Annotated in this window: 17 protein-coding genes; 6 read left to right on the top strand and 11 right to left on the bottom strand. The window is 60.6% G+C overall.

What is annotated here, in order from left to right:
• The first annotated feature begins 233 nt into the window (after nucleotides 1-233).
• Nucleotides 234-716, top strand: coding sequence for a sn-glycerol-3-phosphate transporter (locus OSC50_RS25795; protein ID WP_181076386.1), 483 nt, complete (start codon nucleotides 234-236; stop codon nucleotides 714-716).
• A 22-nt stretch (nucleotides 717-738) separates the two neighbouring features.
• On the opposite strand, the gene OSC50_RS25790 is transcribed toward OSC50_RS25795, so the two are convergent.
• From OSC50_RS25790 to OSC50_RS25765, 6 genes are all read right to left on the bottom strand, one after another.
• Nucleotides 739-1,707, bottom strand: coding sequence for a CDP-6-deoxy-delta-3,4-glucoseen reductase (locus tag OSC50_RS25790; protein WP_181076384.1), 969 nt, complete (start codon nucleotides 1,705-1,707; stop codon nucleotides 739-741).
• Nucleotides 1,707-3,173 carry a 4-hydroxy-3-polyprenylbenzoate decarboxylase gene (gene ubiD / locus OSC50_RS25785; protein ID WP_034101397.1) on the bottom strand — a complete coding sequence of 489 codons (1,467 nt, stop codon included), beginning with the start codon at nucleotides 3,171-3,173 and terminating at the stop codon, nucleotides 1,707-1,709. The genes OSC50_RS25790 and ubiD overlap by 1 nt, the downstream gene beginning before the upstream one ends.
• 59 nt (nucleotides 3,174-3,232) lie before the next feature.
• Nucleotides 3,233-5,215, bottom strand: a complete 1,983-nt coding sequence (locus tag OSC50_RS25780; RefSeq protein WP_266247408.1) for an acyltransferase family protein — start codon at nucleotides 5,213-5,215, stop codon at nucleotides 3,233-3,235.
• Nucleotides 5,216-5,371: 156 nt separating this feature from the next.
• A complete protein-coding gene (gene rho, locus OSC50_RS25775) occupies nucleotides 5,372-6,631 on the bottom strand; it encodes a transcription termination factor Rho (RefSeq protein ID WP_003176825.1) in 1,260 nt (419 codons plus the stop codon).
• A 232-nt stretch (nucleotides 6,632-6,863) separates the two neighbouring features.
• On the bottom strand, nucleotides 6,864-7,193 hold the full coding sequence (trxA, locus tag OSC50_RS25770; RefSeq protein ID WP_253509756.1) for a thioredoxin TrxA: 330 nt from the start codon (nucleotides 7,191-7,193) through the stop codon (nucleotides 6,864-6,866).
• Nucleotides 7,194-7,317: 124 nt separating this feature from the next.
• Nucleotides 7,318-8,010 carry a FadR/GntR family transcriptional regulator gene (locus OSC50_RS25765; protein ID WP_181076379.1) on the bottom strand — a complete coding sequence of 231 codons (693 nt, stop codon included), beginning with the start codon at nucleotides 8,008-8,010 and terminating at the stop codon, nucleotides 7,318-7,320.
• Between the two features lie 260 nt (nucleotides 8,011-8,270).
• Between OSC50_RS25765 and OSC50_RS25760 the strand changes: the two genes are divergently transcribed.
• The 4 genes from OSC50_RS25760 to OSC50_RS25745 are packed head-to-tail and all read left to right on the top strand — an operon-like array spanning nucleotide 8,271 to nucleotide 11,113.
• Entirely contained in the window at nucleotides 8,271-9,056 is a 786-nt protein-coding gene (locus OSC50_RS25760; protein WP_181076378.1) for a transporter substrate-binding domain-containing protein, read from the top strand.
• A gap of 17 nt (nucleotides 9,057-9,073) precedes the next feature.
• Nucleotides 9,074-9,742, top strand: coding sequence for an amino acid ABC transporter permease (locus OSC50_RS25755; protein WP_266247409.1), 669 nt, complete (start codon nucleotides 9,074-9,076; stop codon nucleotides 9,740-9,742).
• Entirely contained in the window at nucleotides 9,739-10,389 is a 651-nt protein-coding gene (locus OSC50_RS25750) for an amino acid ABC transporter permease (protein WP_181076375.1), read from the top strand. Before OSC50_RS25755 ends, OSC50_RS25750 begins: the two co-directional genes overlap by 4 nt.
• Nucleotides 10,376-11,113 carry an amino acid ABC transporter ATP-binding protein gene (locus tag OSC50_RS25745; protein WP_181076373.1) on the top strand — a complete coding sequence of 246 codons (738 nt, stop codon included), beginning with the start codon at nucleotides 10,376-10,378 and terminating at the stop codon, nucleotides 11,111-11,113. The genes OSC50_RS25750 and OSC50_RS25745 overlap by 14 nt, the downstream gene beginning before the upstream one ends.
• Here OSC50_RS25745 and OSC50_RS25740 read toward each other — a convergent pair.
• The 4 genes from OSC50_RS25740 to OSC50_RS25725 form a co-directional block, all read right to left on the bottom strand.
• Nucleotides 11,085-11,597 (bottom strand): DUF1120 domain-containing protein, encoded by a 513-nt coding sequence (locus OSC50_RS25740; protein ID WP_266247410.1) that lies wholly within the window; start codon nucleotides 11,595-11,597, stop codon nucleotides 11,085-11,087. The genes OSC50_RS25745 and OSC50_RS25740 overlap by 29 nt on opposite strands.
• The gene (locus tag OSC50_RS25735; protein WP_266247411.1) at nucleotides 11,587-14,088 is read right to left on the bottom strand and encodes a fimbria/pilus outer membrane usher protein; all 2,502 of its coding nucleotides are present in this window, start codon (nucleotides 14,086-14,088) and stop codon (nucleotides 11,587-11,589) included. The genes OSC50_RS25740 and OSC50_RS25735 overlap by 11 nt, the downstream gene beginning before the upstream one ends.
• 7 nt (nucleotides 14,089-14,095) lie before the next feature.
• Nucleotides 14,096-14,779, bottom strand: a complete 684-nt coding sequence (locus OSC50_RS25730; protein ID WP_266247548.1) for a fimbria/pilus chaperone family protein — start codon at nucleotides 14,777-14,779, stop codon at nucleotides 14,096-14,098.
• Nucleotides 14,780-14,921: 142 nt separating this feature from the next.
• Nucleotides 14,922-15,581, bottom strand: coding sequence for a DUF1120 domain-containing protein (locus OSC50_RS25725; protein ID WP_253509760.1), 660 nt, complete (start codon nucleotides 15,579-15,581; stop codon nucleotides 14,922-14,924).
• A 445-nt stretch (nucleotides 15,582-16,026) separates the two neighbouring features.
• Between OSC50_RS25725 and ppx the strand changes: the two genes are divergently transcribed.
• The gene (ppx, locus tag OSC50_RS25720; protein WP_181076365.1) at nucleotides 16,027-17,529 is read left to right on the top strand and encodes an exopolyphosphatase; all 1,503 of its coding nucleotides are present in this window, start codon (nucleotides 16,027-16,029) and stop codon (nucleotides 17,527-17,529) included.
• 65 nt (nucleotides 17,530-17,594) lie between these two features.
• Here the strand turns inward: ppx and ppk1 are convergent, their stop codons facing one another.
• Nucleotides 17,595-19,817 carry a polyphosphate kinase 1 gene (ppk1, locus tag OSC50_RS25715; protein WP_253509761.1) on the bottom strand — a complete coding sequence of 741 codons (2,223 nt, stop codon included), beginning with the start codon at nucleotides 19,815-19,817 and terminating at the stop codon, nucleotides 17,595-17,597.
• Nucleotides 19,818-19,822: the final 5 nt, after the last annotated feature.

Below are 19,822 nucleotides of genomic sequence, written 5' to 3'. Positions count from 1 at the left end.
GGCCGCGCTGAGCCAGCGGCCTCGCGGGTGTAGCTTAGGGACATCCACTGGCGACACTAAATACCGGAAGTGAATAAGCACGGATATAAGCCCGACGGCCGCTCGTCAGGATTGGAGCGGCTAATCTCGCTACCTTCAGCCCCGGTTCAGCCTGGGGCACGATCCTGCCGTCAAAATAGCGCGCACAACGACCCACTTAGCCGCCCTTCATACCGACTATCGAGGTCACACCCATGAAAAAAATTCGATTGCCCGGCCTGGTGTTCCTGGCTCAGGCCACCACCGCGCTGGCCGCCGAAGCACCGCCTGCCGGGGATGAAAAAAGTTTCTGGCACGCCCAGACCAGCGTCTACACCCGGCACTTTTCTCCCGACCCAGGCCACAATAACAATCAGGACCTGATCGGCCTGGAACGCAATGAAGCCTCAGGCCTTGTTTATGGCGGGGCGACTTTTCGCAACTCGTTCAGCCAGCGTTCGTATTACGTCTATGGAGGCAAACGCTATGACATGGCGGATTACCCGGTGTACGTAAAACTGACCGGCGGCGCGCTCCAAGGCTATCGCGGCGAGTATCGCGACAAGATCCCATTGAATCGATTCGGCGTGGCGCCGGTGATCATTCCTTCAGTGGGTGCCCATTACGGACCGGTGGCGGCGGAGCTGGTGCTGTTGGGCTTCAACGCCGCGATGGTGACGACAGGCGTACGATTCTAAGCACAGGCAAGCCCCCTCCCACTCAGGGCCGGGGGGCGTAGGCAAATACGTCAGCGCGCATCTGGTGCGCGTCCATGCCGGCCTCCACCAGCGCATCCAACGTACCGTAGATCATCGCCGGTGAACCGCTGGCATAGACGTGTACGGTCTTCAGATCGTGGATGTCCTCGCACACCGCTTCATGCAAAAGACCGCAACGCCCTTCCCACCCGCAAAGGTCGCTGACAACCTTGTGCAGGAACAGATTGGGCAGTTGCTGCCATTGAGCCCAGTGCTCGATCTCATAGAAATCTTCCGGGCGACGCACTCCCCAGTACAGGTGCACCGGGTGTTTGAACCCGGAGGCCCGACAATGCTCGATCAGGCTGTGCATCTGCGCCATGCCGGTGCCCGCCGCGATCAACACCAGCGGGCCGTCGGGCAGCTCGGCCAGGTGGGTATCGCCAAACGGCAGCTCCACGCGCGCCATGCGGTCGCGCTGCAACTGGGCCAGCAGATTGCGTGCGCTGTCTTCGCGGGCCAGCACATGCAGTTCCAGCTCGCGCCCGGCATGGGGCGCGGACGCCAGGGAAAAGGCGGATTTTTCGCCGTTATCCCGTTCGATCATCAGGTATTGCCCGGCGTGGTAGCGCACCGCCTTGCCGGCCGGCGCACGCAGGCGTACCCGCCATACATCGCCGCCCACCTCCACGCACTCGCTCAATTGGCAGGCCAATTGGCGCAACGGTAATTCTCCTGGCGCGAGAACGCCGTCCCACAACACCACGCAATCTTCCAGCGGCTCGGCGATACAGGTGTAGAACTCACCATGGTCCCGCACCTCACCCGCCTGCCGCACCCGGCCTTCCACCAGCAGCGCGGCACACACGTGGCATACGCCGTTGCGACAGGCCTGGGGGCACTCGTAGCCCAGGCGGCGCGCGCCTTCGAGGATTCGCTCGCCGGGGACCAGCTCCAGTACGGCGCCGGAAGGTTGCAGGGTTACACGCATCAATCTATTCCCAATTCTTTCCAGATCGCATCGACACGTGCGGTCACGGCTGCATCCTTGACAATGACCCGACCCCACTCACGGGTGGTTTCACCCGGCCATTTATGAGTGGCGTCCAGGCCCATCTTCGAACCCAGACCGGACACCGGCGACGCGAAGTCGAGGTAGTCGATCGGCGTGTTATCGATCATCACCGTGTCGCGCTTGGGGTCCATGCGCGTGGTAATGGCCCAGATCACATCGTTCCAGTCCCGGGCATTGATGTCGTCGTCAGTGACAATAACGAACTTGGTGTACATGAACTGTCGCAAAAACGACCATACACCCAGCATGACCCGCTTGGCATGGCCTGGGTAAGACTTCTTCATGGTTACGACAGCCATGCGGTACGAGCAACCTTCGGGCGGCAGGTAAAAGTCGGTGATCTCGGGGAATTGCTTCTGCAGGATCGGCACAAACACTTCATTGAGCGCGACGCCAAGGATGGCCGGCTCATCCGGCGGACGGCCGGTGTAGGTGCTGTGGTAGATCGGTTTGATCCGATGAGTGATGCGTTCGACGGTGAAGACCGGGAAGCTGTCGACTTCGTTGTAGTAGCCGGTGTGATCGCCGTAGGGCCCTTCGTCGGCCATCTCGCCGGGGTGAATCACGCCTTCCAGGATGATTTCCGCCGTGGCCGGCACCTGCAGGTCGTTGCCGCGGCACTTGACCAGCTCGGTGCGGTTACCGCGCAACAGGCCGGCGAAGGCGTATTCGGAGAGGCTGTCCGGCACCGGCGTCACGGCACCGAGGATGGTGGCCGGGTCCGCGCCCAGGGCCACGGACACCGGGAAAGGCTGGCCGGGATGTTTTTCGCACCATTCGCGAAAGTCCAAGGCACCGCCACGATGGCTCAGCCAGCGCATGATGACTTTGTTACGGCCAATGACCTGCTGGCGGTAGATGCCCAGGTTCTGGCGGTCTTTGTTCGGGCCCTTGGTGACGGTCAGGCCCCAGGTGATCAATGGGCCGACGTCGCCGGGCCAGCAAGTCTGCACCGGGAGCATGCCCAGGTCGACGTCATCCCCTTCGATGACTACTTCCTGGCATACGGCGTCCTTGACCACCTTGGGCGCCATGGCAATGATCTTGCGGAAAATCGGCAGCTTCGACCATGCGTCCTTCAAGCCCTTGGGCGGCTCGGGTTCCTTGAGGAACGCCAGCAGCTTGCCGATCTCGCGCAGCTCGCTGACCGACTCGGCGCCCATCCCGAAGGCAACCCGCTCAGGCGTGCCGAACAGGTTGCCGAGCACCGGGATATCAAAGCCGGTCGGCTTTTCGAACAGCAGCGCCGGGCCCTTGTTACGCAAGGTACGGTCGCAAATCTCAGTCATTTCCAGCACCGGGGAAATCGGCATCTGGATACGTTTCAACTCTCCGCGCTGCTCAAGTTGCTGCACGAAATCCCGAAGATCCTTGAATTTCATTAACCATGCCACCCGTAAAATAGGCGTACATCCTACCTGCTCTGAAGCAGGCTGGCAGCTTAATTGGCCGTAACCTCGCGTGATTGCAGGGAACGGAACAACGGCTCCAGGAACGCCTCGACGTGGCGCGCCCCGACCTCGGAAAGGTGGTTATCGTCGGTATAGAGGGCGCGCCCATTGAGTTCGACACGGCATAGACCGTCGGCACCGCAGAGCAAGGGCGCCGGGTCCAGCACCGTGACGCCGGTGTCCGCCGCCGCCAGCTCCTCGAACACACGAGCAATGAAAGCCTGGCGCTCCAGATGATCGGCGACCGGTAGCCCTTCGTCGGCCACGGGGCGGTTCATCATCGCCAGGCGACTCAGACGGTAAGGCACGATGATTTTCTGCAGCGGCACTTCCTTGACCAGCCACACCCGGTCTCCGGCGGCGCGCAATTGCCGCACTCGCTCGCGCAAGCCCTCGGCGAATCGCTGCTCAGCCACGGCACGCACATACTTGCCTGTGCTCGGGTCCTTGAGTGCGTGCTCCTTGTCGCCGGACATCTGCCCATAGACATACAGACTCCAGCGCGCCGCCAGCACTACATCGCTGAACCGTTTCTCGGCCATGGCCTTCTCGACGCGATGATTGAAATGCGCACAGCGGGCGATGTTCTCCAGGCCGTCCAACGGGATGCAGCCAGCAAAACTGGCCTCCACCAGACTGAGGTCATGCCGGTCGGCGCCGTCCTTAAGTGCTGGGATCAGTGCGGTGGCGTGGCTGTCGCCCCATACCAGCGCCGAGACGGAGCGGCCATTCGGGCCGAAATGGCAGAACAGTCGCTCATCGGGCGTGTCTTTGTCGGCCATGCAGGCCAGTAAATCCGGGCTCCACTTCTTGGCCTGGGCAAAACGCAACGCCTGCTCCGGCAACCGCGAAGGCACGCCGTCGGCTTTGCGGATCGCCAGGCCGGTCAGGCCGAGACACAAAATACCCACCAGGGCCGTCGTCAGAATCGCCTGGCGCCCGGCGAGCAAGCGCTTCTCCCGGAACGGCGTCTCAACAAAGCGCCAGGACAGGTAGCCCAGCACCAGCGAGAGCAGCATCAAGCCGGCCAGTTCCAGCGCGCTCAAACCATCCACGGCGGCATAGCTGGCGTACACGAATACTGGCCAATGCCACAGGTACCACGAGTACGAGATCAGCCCGATGCCTACCATCACCCGTGAACTCAACAGGCGAGCGACCCAGGTGTGTTGCTGCCCATTGGCCCAGATCAAGCCGACCACACCCAGCACCGGCAACAGCGCGGTCGCGCCAGGAAAGGGGGTCGTCGCGTCGTAGCCCAGTACCGCGATCAGGATCAACCCCATGGAAACCAGGCTGACGCCCTGCGCCAGCAGCGGCGAGGCGCGCCAGTCGCGCTTGGGCATCACCGCCAGCATCGCGCCGGCCAACAACTCCCAGGCCCGTAGATGCAGCAGGAAAAACGCTTTCTGCGGTTGATGCTCGACCGCCCAGACACTCATGCCAAACGACACCAGCAGTACCGCAAGCAGCGCCAGGCGCCAATGCTTGAGTCGACTCGAAAGCAGCATCAGCAGGAGCGGAAACACGATGTAGAACTGTTCTTCTACCGCCAGCGACCATGTGTGCAGCAAGGGCTTAATGTCAGAGGCCGCTTCGAAATACCCATGCTGGCGCGAGAACAGCAGGTTGGAGGTAAAGGTCACTTGATAATGCGCAGATCGCCCCAGCTCTTCGTAATCCTTGGGAGCCAGCAGAAACCAGCCGAGGATCAGCGTGGCCGCCATCATGACGAACAGCGCGGGCAGAATGCGACGCGCGCGCCGCGCCCAGAAGTCGATAAAACTGAAGCGCCCGGCCTGACGCTCACGCCAGATAATCGAAGTAATCAGGAAGCCGGAAATGACGAAAAACACGTCAACCCCAACGAAACCGCCCGTGATGCCAGGCACTCCGAAGTGAAACAACACGACTGCAAGGACAGCGATGGCACGCAGGCCGTCAATGTCTCTGCGGTAAGCAAGAGTGGTCATAAGAAATAGGGTCAGTCTGTGACGAAAGGAATGAGCGTAGTCGCGCGTACAAATTTTGTTACTTAACGGACACTTATGCCATAAAAAAGACTGAATCTCGACGCAAAAAAATGGCGCCCTGTGTGGGCGCCATTTTTTCGGACCTGAAACGTCGGGTTACTTACGCTTCATCGACAGGAAAAACTCGTCGTTGGTCTTGGTGGTTTTCAATTTGTCGATGAGGAACTCGATGGCGGCCACTTCATCCATCGGATGCAGCAACTTGCGCAGGATCCACATGCGTTGCAGTTCGTCGTCGGCGGTCAACAACTCTTCGCGGCGGGTGCCGGAGCGGTTGATATTGATGGCCGGGAAGACGCGTTTTTCTGCAATACGGCGATCCAGGGGCAGTTCCATGTTGCCGGTGCCCTTGAACTCTTCGTAGATCACTTCGTCCATCTTCGAGCCGGTTTCAACCAGCGCGGTGGCGATAATGGTCAGCGAGCCGCCTTCTTCGATGTTCCGCGCGGCACCGAAGAAACGTTTCGGTTTCTCCAGGGCGTGGGCGTCGACACCACCGGTCAATACCTTGCCGGAGCTCGGGATCACGGTGTTGTAGGCACGGGCCAGACGGGTGATGGAGTCAAGCAGGATCACCACGTCCTTCTTGTGTTCGACCAGGCGCTTGGCCTTCTCGATCACCATTTCGGCAACCTGCACGTGGCGGGTTGGCGGCTCATCGAACGTCGAGGCAACCACTTCGCCGCGCACGGTGCGCTGCATTTCGGTCACTTCTTCCGGACGCTCATCGATCAGTAGCACGATCAGGTGAACTTCAGGGTTGTTACGTGCAATGTTCGCGGCAATGTTCTGCAGCATGATGGTCTTGCCGGCTTTCGGCGGCGCGACGATCAGGCCGCGTTGGCCCTTGCCGATCGGCGCGCACAGATCAATCACACGGCCGGTCAAGTCTTCGGTGGAACCGTTACCGGCTTCCATCTTCATGCGCACGGTGGGGAACAGCGGCGTCAGGTTCTCAAAGAGAATCTTGTTTTTCGCGTTCTCGGGACGATCGAAGTTGATCGTATCGACCTTGAGCAGGGCGAAATACCGCTCGCCTTCCTTAGGAGGACGGATCTTGCCAACGATGGTGTCACCGGTGCGCAAGTTGAAGCGGCGGATCTGGCTCGGCGAGACGTAGATATCGTCAGGGCCGGCGAGATAGGAAGCGTCTGCAGAGCGGAGGAAGCCGAAGCCGTCCTGGAGAATCTCCAGCACGCCATCACCGGAGATTTCCTCGCCGCTTTTCGCGTGCTTTTTCAGCAGGGAGAAAATCACGTCCTGCTTGCGCGAACGGGCCATATTTTCTATGCCCATTTCTTCGGCCAATTGGAGCAGGTCGGTAATCGGCTTTTGCTTGAGTTCAGTCAGATTCATATAGGAATGACGTAATCATTTATGGAGGGGGAAATTAAGCTTTTGGCTTAATGAGGCCGCGCCGCGGAGAAGGCGACAGGATCGCGTACTAATCGAAAGGAATGCGTCGGCGACGGCTTGCAGGGGGCAGTGGAGAAACCAGTGCGGGGCCGAATGTAACACCTGAATTTCGGAGCGTCTAGCCCTGCTTTACGAAAAAGCCCCGCCAATTGCGGGGCTTTTTTGACGACGCTTAGATGTTGGCGTCGAGGAAAGCTTGCAACTGAGACTTCGACAGCGCGCCGACTTTAGTGGCTTCAACGTTGCCGTTCTTGAACAGCATCAGCGTAGGAATACCGCGCACGCCGTGCTTGGCCGGGGTTTCCTGGTTTTCGTCGATGTTGAGCTTGGCAATGGTCAGTTTGCCTTCGTAGGCCATTGCAATGTCGTCCAGGACCGGAGCGATCATTTTGCAAGGGCCGCACCATTCAGCCCAGTAGTCAACCAGCACCGGGCCTTGAGCCTTGAGTACTTCAGCGTCAAAGGTCGCGTCCGTGACGTGCTTGATAAGATCGTTGCTCATGGATGTCTCCGGATTGTAAGCAAAAAAAACGTTGCCCATCATAGCCGCCCTTCCCCCGTTCAGGAAGCCGCCTCTGATTGAGTCTTGCTATGGTGGTAAGTGAGTTTGCACATTGCCCGGCGCATTAAATGGCAGGGGTCACGAAAGCGATGCCGGTGCGTAACGCCGCGTTGCGTACATGCTCCTGCATGGTTTTCTGTGCCGCGGTACTGGCACGCCGCGCCAGGGCGCGAAGGATCCTGCGGTGCTCCTGCCAGGTTTCCATGGCTCGTTCCGGCCGGATGAACGGTAGTTTCTGACTTTCCAGAAAAACCTCCGCGCTGGCACTCAGAATACTGACCATCGCCCGGTTGCCGCTGGCCTGCAGGATGCACTGGTGGAACTCGAAATCCAGCCGCGCGGCCGCGTCGAAGTCACCGGTCTTGAGCACCTTGCGCATCGCCTCGACGTTATCTTGCAGGCTGTCCAGTTCATCGATGCTCAGCGTGACCGCCGCCAGGCCCGCGGCAAACCCTTCAAGGGCATAGCGCAGCTGGAAAATCTCCAGCGGTGTGACCTGCGCCGCAAAAGGCCAGACAACTCCCGGGGTCTCCTGTGAGGTGTGTACGAACACCCCTTTGCCCGGCTGCACACTGACCACACCCAGGGCACTGAGGGTCGACAACGCTTCGCGCAACGACGCTCGGCTCACCCCCAACCGCACCGCCAGGTCACGCTGGGACGGCAGCGCATCGCCCGGGCCGAAGCCTTGCTCCTTGATGAGTTTGCGGATGGCCTGCAGAGCCGCTTCCGGTACCGCTTGGGCGATGGAATTCATAAAAACTCAAGGTTTCAGTCGACTGAGCGGCTAGTTGTAAAGCTATTCGCAGTCGGCGGCAAGCCACGCCCCAAAGGCGCTCGCGAGGTTTTGCCGGCGCTCGAAAAGGGTGCGAAAAATCCGCTCACTGTTCAGACCAGTAAGACCACTGCGCGCCAGCAAAACCCAGCCTTGCAGGACGATCGGCCACGGCTGGCATGGGCTGTGCACTTGGCATATGCCACTTACAGAATATTCCTTCGCCTTCTCGGAGAGTTGCCATGACCCAGCGCTACCGCGCCCTGCTCACTGCCCTGTTTGCCAGCCTGGTGCTGAGCCAGGCGCCTGCCATGGCCGACGGGCTGGACGATATCGTCGCCCGTGGCACCCTCAAGGTCGCGGTACCGCAGGACTTCCCGCCGTTCGGCTCGGTCGGCCCGGACATGAAACCCCGCGGCCTGGACATCGACACCGCCAGGCTGCTGGCCGATCAACTCAAGGTCAAGCTGGAGCTGACCCCGGTCAACAGCACCAACCGCATTCCCTTCCTTACCACCGGCAAGGTCGATCTGGTGATCTCCAGCCTGGGTAAAAACCCCGAACGCGAGAAGGTCATCGATTTCTCCAAGGCCTATGCGCCTTTCTACCTGGCCGTGTTCGGCCCGCCTGAGGCAGCCATCGGCAGCACCGATGACCTCAAGGGCAAGACCATCAGCGTGACCCGCGGCGCCATCGAAGACATCGAGCTGACTGCCGTGGCGCCCAAGGAAGCCACGATCAAGCGCTTCGAAGACAACAATTCGACCATCGCCGCCTATCTGGCCGGGCAGGTCGACCTGATCGCCAGCGGCAACGTGGTGATGGTGGCGATCAGCGAGCGCAACCCCAAACGCGTACCGGCGCTGAAAGTGAAGCTCAAGGACTCGCCGGTATACGTGGGCGTGAACAAAAACGAGCCCGCGTTGCTGGAGAAGGTCAATCAGATCCTGGTCGCGGCGAAGGCTGACGGCAGCCTGGAGAAGAATGCGATGCAATGGCTGAAAGAGCCGCTGCCCGCCGATCTCTGAAGCGACGGAGCTGACTGATGGCGTACCAATTTGACTTTGTGCCGGTACTGGCCAATACCGACCTGCTGTTGCGCGGCGCGCTCTTTACCCTGGAGCTCACGGCCATCGGCGCAATCCTGGGGGTGGCACTGGGCACCGTCGGCGCCGTGGTGCGCGCCTGGAAAATCCAGCCCTTTGCCTGGGTCTTTGGCGTCTACGTCGAGTTGATCCGTAACACACCGTTTCTGGTACAGCTGTTCTTCATCTTTTTCGGCCTGCCTTCACTGGGCCTGAACATCACCGAATGGCAAGCCGCCGTGCTGGCGATGGTGATTAACCTGGGAGCCTATTGCACGGAGATCATCCGTGCCGGCATCCAGGCCACCCCTCGCGGTCAACTGGAAGCCGCCGCCGCGCTGGCGATGACCCGCTTCGAAGCCTTCCGCTACGTCGTGCTGCTGCCCGCGCTGGGCAAGGTGTGGCCGGCCCTGAGCAGCCAGATCATCATCGTCATGCTGGGCTCGGCGGTGTGTTCGCAGATCGCCACCGAAGAACTGAGCTTTGCCGCCAACTTTATCCAGTCGCGCAATTTCCGTGCGTTTGAAACCTACGCCCTCACCACGCTGGTGTATTTGTGCATGGCATTGATGATTCGCCAGTTGCTCAATTGGATCGGCCGCCGTTTTGTGATGAGGAACAGCCGATGAGTGATTTTTCCTTCTGGGACATCGTGCGCAACCTGCTGACCGGCCTGCAATGGACGCTGTTGCTGTCGCTGGTGGCATTCGTAGGGGGTGGCGTGATCGGTATGCTGGTGATGATCCTGCGCATCAGCCGCACGGCGTTTACGCGCAATATCGCGCGCCTCTATATAGAACTGTTCCAGGGCACGCCGCTGCTGATGCAGTTGTTCCTGGTGTTTTTCGGCATAGCCCTGCTCGGTGTGGATATATCGCCCTGGCTGGCGGCCGCGATTGCCCTGACGCTGTTTACCAGCGCCTACCTCGCCGAGATCTGGCGCGGGTGCGTCGACTCCATCGCCCATGGGCAATGGGAAGCATCGGCCAGCCTGGCCCTCAACCCGCTTGAGCAACTGCGCTACGTGATCCTGCCCCAGGCCCTGCGCATTGCCGTAGCGCCGACGGTGGGATTCTCCGTGCAAGTGGTCAAAGGCACGGCGGTCACCTCGATTATCGGCTTCACCGAACTGACCAAGACCGGCGGCATGCTCGCCAACGCCACGTTCGAACCCTTCATGGTGTATGGCCTGGTGGCCCTTGGTTATTTCCTGCTCTGCTACCCCCTGTCCCTCAGCGCGCGCTACCTGGAAAGGAGACTGCATGCCTCTGCTTAGAATTTCCGCCCTGCATAAGTATTACGGCGATCATCACGTCCTCAAGGGCATCGACCTGACGGTAGAAGAAGGCCAGGTGGTGGCGATCATCGGCCGCAGTGGCTCGGGCAAATCCACCTTGCTGCGCACCCTCAATGGCCTGGAGTCGATCAACGATGGGGTGATCGAAGTCGACGGTGAATACCTCGACGCCGCCCGCGCCGACCTGCGCAGCCTGCGGCAGAAGGTCGGCATGGTATTCCAGCAATTCAATCTTTTCCCGCACCTGACCGTGGGGGAGAACGTCATGCTGGCGCCGCAGGTGGTACAGAAAGTGCCCAAGGCCAAGGCGGCACAGCTGGCAAGGCAGATGTTGGAGCGCGTGGGCCTGGGCGAGAAGTTCGACGCTTTCCCTGATCGGCTGTCCGGTGGCCAGCAACAGCGCGTGGCTATCGCGCGCGCCCTGGCCATGTCACCCAAGGTGCTGCTGTGCGATGAAATCACCTCGGCCCTGGACCCGGAATTGGTCAATGAAGTGCTCAGCGTGGTGCGCCAACTGGCCAAGGACGGCATGACATTAATCATGGTGACCCACGAAATGCGCTTTGCTCGGGAAGTCGGCGACAAGCTGGTATTCATGCACCAGGGCAAGGTGCATGAAGCAGGCGACCCAAAGCAGCTATTCGCCCACCCCCGAACCCCCGAGTTCGCCAACTTCATCGGCTCAGTGGAACAGTCGGGCTGACCAGTTCGAAGCTGCCACGCCCCTCCAGCACTACATGGTTGCGTACCTGCAAGGCGTCGGCGGGCAAGTCGACCTCTATTTCGACCTGGGCGATCAAGCGCTTCCCAACTGCTCGCGCCACCAGCACCTGGCCCGGCGGCAACGGCGCAACGCTGGAGTCACCGGGTAGATGGGCGCCCGACCAATCGATGGCGCGCCCGTCCACTTGGGCATGTTTAAGCGTCAATCGGAACCGCCCCTGCTGCCCAAAGCGGAAACCTTCCGCATCGCCCGCGCCGCTGAAACGCAGGGCAATGGCGGAAGGCTGCGTACACAGGACACTCAAGTGCAGCAGGCGTGTGCCCAGTACGGCTTCATGGCGAATCACACCGTAGTCGAGCGTCGATTGGTTCAATGACAGCCGACAGTCCTGCGCCTGCGCCACCGGAGTCATCAACGCCGCAAAGAACAGGGCGCCGCCCAACGTTTTAAGCTTAACCACCATGGCACACCGCCGATGTCGTTTCGTAGAACTTGTCATGGTCCGGCTGGGTGCCGGGCGTGAGCTTGAGCAGGCACGTGGCAGCCTGCGACACTGAAACCCGCAGTTCCTGTGAGTCGTTCGCGTCATTCAGGAAAATCATGCCCTCGCCCACCACGCTGGTCAGGAAGCGGTTGTTCTTGTCGAACACCGAAGCCCCCTGAGGCAGCGGTCGGCCTTGCTCATCGCGACCGGTGACCAACATGCGACGCACTTTCACCACATCGAATGCCACGTTATTGACCGAGCCGCGGCTGGCGGCGAGTACTTTGGTGCCGTTCTTCAAATCCACCTTTTTTGGCAGGGACTGGGTCTGCACTTCGATTCGGCTATCGGTATAGGCCGGCAAGCCCGGGATCACCGCCTGCCCGCTGAAGTCGGTCCATACCGGCCCGTGCGGAGTGCTGATTCTGGCAGCGCCAATGTCGCCGACCGAGACAATGCCAAAGGTGTCCTGCACGGTGTAGGGCGAGAAGGTCACCCCGCCGCCGTGAGCGACGACACCGCCTTGCAACTGCCCGGAATAAGTACTGCCTTGCGAATCGTGGCTGACCCCAAGCCCCATCCGGGTAAACCGTGGCATCAGGTTCAACTGGCCATGCAATGTTTGCTCGCGCGCACTGAGGTCACGCTCCACGCCTATGTCGTAGTTCACGTAATCGTTGACCCGCTCGGTGAGCGCCGAACCCGCCCGGGACTGCTGCCCACGGCGGCTGACGTAGCTGCTGACACGACGATCCCCACCCAGCGGCACGCTGACCTGCAGTCGCACGAACAGGTCATCGTCGAGCGTCGAGTCGCGCCGGTTGTCGCCGGTGTCGACGTCACGACGCGCTCGGGTGCCGCCGACCTGCGAATCGGCGATCAAGCCAACGTCGGCGTATCTGAACGACTTGTTCCAGGAAGCGAACAGGTGCTCTGCCGCTTGCCCGTCAAATTGAGCGCCACGGGTGTAGCCAAGTGAAAAGGCACCCAGCGTGGGATCGAGCCAACTCACGCCTGCCGTGTACTGATTCTTGAAGCGCGAATCCAAGTCGCCGGATTTGACCGGACGACCCGCCTCCAGCACCTCGCGATACCCCTGGGTCTGGGTGGTGGCGCTGAGGTTGAGGTCTATGTTGGCATGCACCGGGCTGCTCACGCTCACGCTGCTGCGAGACCCGGAAATGGCATTGAGGCTGTCTCGGGACTGGTTATGACGCGCGCCCACCGAAACCCGCTGGAAAAACACGCTGCTCAGGGTGCCACCGGCCGACCAGTAGTCCTCGGTGCTCAACAAACCAAAGCCCGCCGATGAATCGCGCCCCAGGCCCCAGGTGCCGCCGCCCATGGCAACAACCGGCGGCGGCGCTGCGTCAGCGGCCTGCTCACGCACCTTACCCAACGAAAAGTAATAGCCCGGCGCCGCAGGCGCAGCCCCGGCAAACGACGCTGCCGGCACCACGAAACTGCGCTTGCCACCGCGCACATCAATCACGCTGACTTCCAGGTCGCTGGTGCCGTTGAGCAACGGCAGCCCCGTGAGCCGGAAAGGCCCCTGGGGCACCAGCGTGCTGTGGATCAACGCGCCGGACTGGCGCACTTCAATCCGCGACTGACTTTGGGCCAGCCCCTCCACGACCGCATTGTTGCTGCCCGCCGGCACGCGCGATTGACCATCCGGCGAGAACTGCACGCCGGACAGCTGGAGGCCGCCGAACAGAGGGTTATTGCTGGATATCTGACCGGCTTGAAAAGTCGACTGCAGCGCCGCGATATCCCGCTGCACAAAGGCACTCTGGTGCTCGGTGCGGGCCTTGCCGTTATCGGAAACGTAATACTGGCGACTGCGAACGATCCAGTCACCGACGTTGAAACCCGCTTCCGTATACGCCGACACGAATTGGCTGGTGCCGCTGCGCGAGTGGCTATCGAAGCCTTGTACGTCATAATTGAACAACCCCGCGGCACCGCCCGTGGCGAACTGCCCGCTCTCCCATTGCGGTTCGCGCAACGACTGCGTGGGCACCACCAATGCGACTTCATCGCTGCCGGGCCGCAGCCGCACCATGGTGGTGGGGAAATCGGCGAGAAAATCATGACAGCCCTGCTCCGCCTTGGCCCCTTCTCGAACGAGGGCGCGGGGCTTGACCAGCCCGGCCTTATCCAGCAAATCCGCGGTAAAGCACAACTGCCCCTGGGCGTCGAAACGAGCATCTACCAGCCCAAGCGGGTTGCCATTGACCCGCAGGCCGACCACCTGGACACCTTCGCGAAAACGCGCCGCCGTGCGGAAGTAATCGGAGACTTTCGGGTCAATACCGTGGGTGGTCAGCGCCGCCAGGTCGAATCCCTCGCCCAGTTCCAGTGCAGGCACAGCGCCAGGCAAGCTCCATAACGTCGCGACGCCCACAAGCAGGCTCGGTCGACACGCCCAGGAAGGTGCCGCGCGCCGGTTATTCGACAGGTTGCTCATGGCTTGATCAACCCTCGTCGGCGCTGACCGACGCCTGGTAACTGTCCGCCGAAAAGCCGTAGACCGTGGCCGGCTGGATCTCGACAGCCGACACGCCTTCCAGGCGCCCCTCTACCGTTGCCGTCAGCACTTCGCCCGGCAGGATATAAGTGCGGGGCAATGTCGCCAGGGCCTTGTGTGGCAGCAGCAGCACCTCCGGCGCCAGGCGCACGACGTAGGCACTGTCATTGGACACCACGAGCTGCTCCGCCGAGCGCTTCCACTTCAGCAGTTCCCAGGGAGAGTGGTGCACCGCAAGCCCGCGCGGGTGCAGGATCAGCGGTAAATTCTGGCGCAGGGTGATACCGATGGTCGCACCGCCCGCTGCACGGGCCTGGGGGATACCTTCGAAAGACACGCGCTTCAACCGCTGGGTTTTCAGAGGCGCCGTGGCGGTGCTGATGAAGCGCACCAACTGGGTTTCACCTGCCTCCACCCGCGAAATGGGCGGCGTCACCACCAGCAGCGCTTCCCTGTCTTCGGGCACGTTTTCAATGACGGCGTGTAGCAGCGCTGGCGCCGCATCGGTATTTTTAATGTTGATTGTGGCCTCGCCCTGCTCTTCATGAAGCACAACTATTGTAGTTTCCGGCAACATACCGTCAGCTACCGCAGCGCCGGTAACCCACAGGCACAAACCGGCACATAACACGCGCGCACTATTTATTATCGAAAGACTAAGCACTCAGTGTTCCCCGCGTCGTTCAAGTTAACTATTGGCCGTCGAGCGCCCACACAAAAACAGTCGAACAGAAATACCGAAGGTGTCTGATCGACTGTTTTTAAATCGCTTTTTAGATGTAACTCAGCTCAAGCGTCGCACGCCCATCAATGACGGTATCGCGACCTAGATCCAAGTCCTGCCCCTTATTGATGACGGCCCTCACTTCCAGGGTTCCGGTCAATTGGGTGATCGACGCCGGAGTCACGGTCGCGCCATTGCGCCACGAGTACTGGCTGGGCGACTGGGCAACCTTGCCGTCCGAGTTTTGCCAGGTACCCGTTGTACCGACACGCATGATGGGGTAAAGGGTGGTGCTGGACGTACGCAGGTCCTTGAGGTTAATCGCGAAACCGCCGGTCTTGCGACCAGCTACGGTGCCCAGGCCATAGTTGTGCGCCTCGGTATAGCCCGTACCCAGATCCCCCAGGATGCCCGTCACCTTGCTGCTGGCCTGCAGATCGACGAATCTCAAGCCGAACTTGGCTGGAGTGGTGCCGCAACTGACACTCAGGGGCGCGGTTTTTGGCGACAGTGGGTTGAATGCCGTTGGCAGCAATGAGCCGGAAGGGATATTGCCGTAGTCAATAATGCCACCTGCGCTCAGGCTAAGATTACATGCGGCCGGTTTGATCGTACCCCTGACGATCAGTTCGGCGCCGGTGGTTGCGTGAGCATTGAGGGCCGCAGCCAGGCATGCGATCCCGAAAGTCAATCCAACAATTCTTTTCATAGTTGACCTGTCACTTAAAGTTGTCAGGCGCATTTATTGTTGTAATCAGGAAAAACAACAAATAAATAACGCCACGGCAAAATTGCCGAGTGACAGTCTGTTCCTTTAGCAACGGGGCGAAAAATAAGACGAGACTTCAATAACTGTGGGAGTGATAAAAATAAATTGTCGGCTTAAAGCCCCACGGCAGTAGGCTTAAACAAAACAACAAACGGAACACTGTCCTTCCAGCTGTAGGTGAAATCATAAACAGCACTATCACCCGTCAAAGTAAAAGATTCCTACGACACCGAACGAAGACGTAACAGAGTTACGAAAGGAAGACCTATAGGTCCTACGGCAAGTTCTTACAGACCGCCTCTGTGACATTCCCGCAGCGCTACGCGTTGGCGTCAGCGGTCGATCGTGGCACGATGGTCAGGTTATCGACCGAGACCCCCAAACCATGCCGCAATCCCAAGCCAAGAATCTGTCCCTGATCGCCGCCATCGACCTGGGCTCCAACAGCTTTCACATGGTCGTGGCCAAGGCCCAGAACGGTGAGATCCGCATCCTCGAACGGCTCGGCGAGAAAGTGCAACTGGCTGCCGGGATCGACGATGCCCGCCAGCTCAATGAAGAGTCCATGCAGCGCGGCCTCGATTGTCTCAAGCGCTTTGCTCAATTGATCAACGGCATGCCGCTGGGCGCCGTTCGAATCGTCGGTACCAATGCCCTGCGCGAAGCGCGCAACCGTGTCGAGTTCATCCGCCGCGCCGAAGAGATTCTCGGCCACCCGGTGGAAGTCATCTCCGGTCGTGAGGAAGCACGCCTGATCTACCTCGGCGTGTCGCACACCCTCGCCGACACTCCCGGCAAACGCCTGGTGGCGGACATCGGTGGCGGCAGCACCGAGTTCATCATCGGCCAGCGTTTCGAACCGCTGCTGCGCGAAAGCCTGCAGATGGGCTGCGTCAGCTACACCCAACGTTATTTCAAGGACGGCAAGATCACCCCGGCGCGCTACGCCCAGGCCTACACGGCGGCGCGCCTGGAGATCATGAGCATCGAGCACGCGCTGCACCGCTTGACCTGGGATGAGGCGATCGGCTCGTCCGGCACCATCCGCGCCATCGGCCTGGCCCTCAAGGCGGGTGGGCATGGCACCGGCGAGGTCAACGCCGAAGGCCTGGCGTGGCTCAAGCGCAAGCTGTTCAAGCTGGGGGATGCCGAGAAGATCGACTTCGATGGCATCAAACCCGACCGCCGCACGATTTTCCCGGCCGGCCTGGCGATTCTGGAGGCGATTTTCGACGCCCTCGAACTGCAACGCATGGATCATTGCGACGGCGCCCTGCGCGAAGGCGTGCTGTATGACCTGCTGGGGCGCCACCACCATGAAGACGTGCGCGAACGCACCCTCAGCTCATTGATGGAGCGTTATCACGTCGACCTGGAGCAAGCGGCCCGTGTTGAACGCAAGGCGCTGCATGCCTTCGACCAGGTGGCCGAGGACTGGGACCTGCAGGACGGCGTCTGGCGCGAACTGCTGGGTTGGGCGGCGAAGGTGCATGAGGTGGGCCTGGATATCGCTCACTACCATTACCACAAGCACGGCGCTTACCTGATCGAGCACTCGGACCTGGCCGGCTTCTCCCGGGAAGACCAGCAGATGCTCGCGCTGCTGGTGCGCGGCCATCGCCGTAATATCCCCAAGGACAAATTCGCGGAGTTCGGTGACGATGGCATCAAACTGATTCGACTGTGCGTGCTGCTGCGCTTTGCGATCCTGTTCCACCACATCCGCGGTACCCAGGAAATGCCCCAGGTAAAACTGCGGGCCGATGGCGACAGCCTGGAAGTCATGTTCCCCAAAGGCTGGCTGGATGAAAACCAGTTGACCCAGGCCGATTTTGCCCAGGAAGCGGAGTGGCTGACGCGGGTGGGGTTCAGTCTGAACCTGCGCTAGAGAACACCGAAAATAAATGTGAGAGGGGGCTTGCCCCCTCCCTCATTTTCAGACCGTATTGTCTGCTAGTTCACCGCCAGAATCGGGCTACCCAACTTCTCCAACAACGTCGCCTGCGCGCTGCGCGGGTTCTGGTTGCCGGTCGGGGTGTTGCGCACATAGCGCCCGTCGGACTGTAGGCTCCAGCTGTGAGTGTTATCGGTCAGATAACTTTCCAGCTCCTTCTTGACCCGCATGATCAGCTTCTTGCCTTCCACCGGGAAACAGGTCTCGACGCGCTTATCGAGGTTGCGCTCCATCCAGTCGGCGCTGGAGAGGAACATCTGCTCTTCGCCGCCGTTGAGGAAGTAGAACACGCGGGTGTGTTCCAGGAAGCGGCCAATGATCGACCGCACATGGATGTTGTGCGAAACCCCAACGATCCCCGGACGCAGGCAGCACATGCCACGCACCACCAGGTCGATGCGCACGCCGGATTGACTGGCCTTGTACAGCGCACGAATGATTTTCGGGTCGGTCAGCGAGTTGAACTTGGCAATGATGTGCGCCGGCTTGCCGTCGAGGGCGAACTGGGTTTCGCGGGCAATCATGTCGAGCATGCCCTTTTTCAGCGTAAACGGCGCATGCAGCAGCTTTTTCATGCGCAAGGTCTTGCCCATGCCGATCAGCTGGCTGAACAACTTGCCGACGTCTTCGCACAAGGCGTCGTCGGAGGTCAGCAGGCTGTAGTCGGTGTAGAGCTTGGCGTTGCCGGCGTGGTAGTTACCCGTACCCAAGTGGGCATAGCGCACGATTTCACCGGCCTCGCGACGCAGAATCAGCATCATCTTGGCGTGGGTCTTGAAGCCCACCACACCGTAGATCACCACCGCGCCTGCGGCCTGCAGGCGGCTGGCCAGTTGCAGGTTGGACTCTTCGTCGAACCGCGCACGCAGTTCGATAACAGCGGTGACTTCCTTGCCGTTACGCGCGGCGTCTACCAGCGCATCGACGATTTCCGAATTGGCGCCGGAGCGGTACAGGGTCTGACGCACCGCCAATACATGGGGGTCTTTGGCGGCCTGACGCAGCAGGTCGACCACCGGCGTAAACGACTCGAAGGGGTGCAGCAGCAGAATGTCCTGCTTGCTCACCACGCTGAAAATGTTCTCGCTGTTTTGCAACAGCTTGGGGATCTGCGGAGTGAATGGCGTGTATTGCAGCTCCGGGTGGCTGTCCAGGCCGGTGATGCTGAACAGGCGCGTGAGGTTGACCGGGCCATTGACCTGGTACAGCTCGCTCTCGCCCAGGTTGAACTGCTTGAGCAGGTAGTCCGACAGGTGCTTGGGGCAGGTATCGGCCACTTCCAGACGCACCGCATCGCCGTAACGCCGCGAAAACAGCTCGCCGCGCAACGCGCGCGCCAAGTCTTCGACATCTTCGGAATCCAGCGCCAGGTCGGCGTTACGGGTCAGGCGGAACTGGTAGCAGCCCTTGACCTTCATGCCCTGGAACAGGTCATCGGCGTGGGCGTGGATCATCGACGACAGGAATACATAGTTGTCGCCAGCGCCCCCCACCTCTTCCGGTACCTTAATGATCCGTGGCAGCAAGCGCGGCGCCGGGATGATCGCCAGGCCGGAGTCGCGACCGAAGGCGTCGATGCCTTCCAGTTCGACGATGAAGTTCAAGCTCTTGTTGACCAGCAACGGGAACGGGTGCGTGGGGTCGAGGCCGATGGGGGTGATGATCGGCGCGATTTCGTCGCGGAAGTAGCGACGCACCCAGGTCTTGATCTTGGTGGTCCAGTGCCGGCGACGGATAAAGCGGACCTGATGTTTTTCCAGTTCCGGCAGCAGAATATCGTTGAGGATCGCGTATTGGCGATCCACATGGCCGTGGACCAGCTCACTGATGCGCGCCAGGGCCTGGTGCGGCTGCAAACCGTCGGCACCCGCCTGTTCACGGGCGAAGGTGATTTGTTTCTTGAGGCCGGCGACGCGGATCTCGAAGAACTCATCCAAGTTGCTGGAGAAGATCAGCAGGAATTTCAGCCGCTCCAGCAAGGGGTAGGACTCATCCAGCGCCTGCTCCAGCACGCGGATGTTGAATTGCAGTTGCGACAGCTCGCGGTGGATGTACAGGCTGCTGTCATCCAGGTTGACCACCGGCGCCACCGGGGCCGGCACCGGCACTTCAGCGGCGACGACGGGGGCGAGCGGCTCATGTTCCGGCGGCGTCTCGGTGACTTGCTCCACCACCGGGTGGGCGTCTTTTACGGCAACTTCGGAGAGTCCTTCGGTATTCATCGAGT

Origin of the sequence: Pseudomonas quebecensis (assembly GCF_026410085.1) — a bacterium.
In the GTDB taxonomy this organism is placed as follows: domain Bacteria; phylum Pseudomonadota; class Gammaproteobacteria; order Pseudomonadales; family Pseudomonadaceae; genus Aquipseudomonas; species Aquipseudomonas quebecensis.
The sequence above is the reverse complement of the archived record's forward strand: the minus strand, read 5'-3'. Positions and strand labels throughout refer to the sequence as shown.

Bases quoted from the DNA above. Each gene is read 5' to 3' on its own strand.
- ppx (WP_181076365.1), top strand. From the start codon at position 16,027: ATGCCGCAATCCCAAGCCAAGAATCTGTCCCTGATCGCCGCCATCGAC.
- OSC50_RS25735 (WP_266247411.1), bottom strand. From the start codon at position 14,088: ATGAGCAACCTGTCGAATAACCGGCGCGCGGCACCTTCCTGGGCGTGT.
- OSC50_RS25740 (WP_266247410.1), bottom strand. From the start codon at position 11,597: ATGGTGGTTAAGCTTAAAACGTTGGGCGGCGCCCTGTTCTTTGCGGCG.
- OSC50_RS25760 (WP_181076378.1), top strand. From the start codon at position 8,271: ATGACCCAGCGCTACCGCGCCCTGCTCACTGCCCTGTTTGCCAGCCTG.
- OSC50_RS25750 (WP_181076375.1), top strand. From the start codon at position 9,739: ATGAGTGATTTTTCCTTCTGGGACATCGTGCGCAACCTGCTGACCGGC.
- ubiD (WP_034101397.1), bottom strand. From the start codon at position 3,173: ATGAAATTCAAGGATCTTCGGGATTTCGTGCAGCAACTTGAGCAGCGC.
- trxA (WP_253509756.1), bottom strand. From the start codon at position 7,193: ATGAGCAACGATCTTATCAAGCACGTCACGGACGCGACCTTTGACGCT.
- OSC50_RS25795 (WP_181076386.1), top strand. From the start codon at position 234: ATGAAAAAAATTCGATTGCCCGGCCTGGTGTTCCTGGCTCAGGCCACC.
- OSC50_RS25765 (WP_181076379.1), bottom strand. From the start codon at position 8,010: ATGAATTCCATCGCCCAAGCGGTACCGGAAGCGGCTCTGCAGGCCATC.
- OSC50_RS25745 (WP_181076373.1), top strand. From the start codon at position 10,376: ATGCCTCTGCTTAGAATTTCCGCCCTGCATAAGTATTACGGCGATCAT.
- OSC50_RS25725 (WP_253509760.1), bottom strand. From the start codon at position 15,581: ATGAAAAGAATTGTTGGATTGACTTTCGGGATCGCATGCCTGGCTGCG.
- OSC50_RS25780 (WP_266247408.1), bottom strand. From the start codon at position 5,215: ATGACCACTCTTGCTTACCGCAGAGACATTGACGGCCTGCGTGCCATC.
- ppk1 (WP_253509761.1), bottom strand. From the start codon at position 19,817: ATGAATACCGAAGGACTCTCCGAAGTTGCCGTAAAAGACGCCCACCCG.
- OSC50_RS25755 (WP_266247409.1), top strand. From the start codon at position 9,074: ATGGCGTACCAATTTGACTTTGTGCCGGTACTGGCCAATACCGACCTG.
- rho (WP_003176825.1), bottom strand. From the start codon at position 6,631: ATGAATCTGACTGAACTCAAGCAAAAGCCGATTACCGACCTGCTCCAA.
- OSC50_RS25790 (WP_181076384.1), bottom strand. From the start codon at position 1,707: ATGCGTGTAACCCTGCAACCTTCCGGCGCCGTACTGGAGCTGGTCCCC.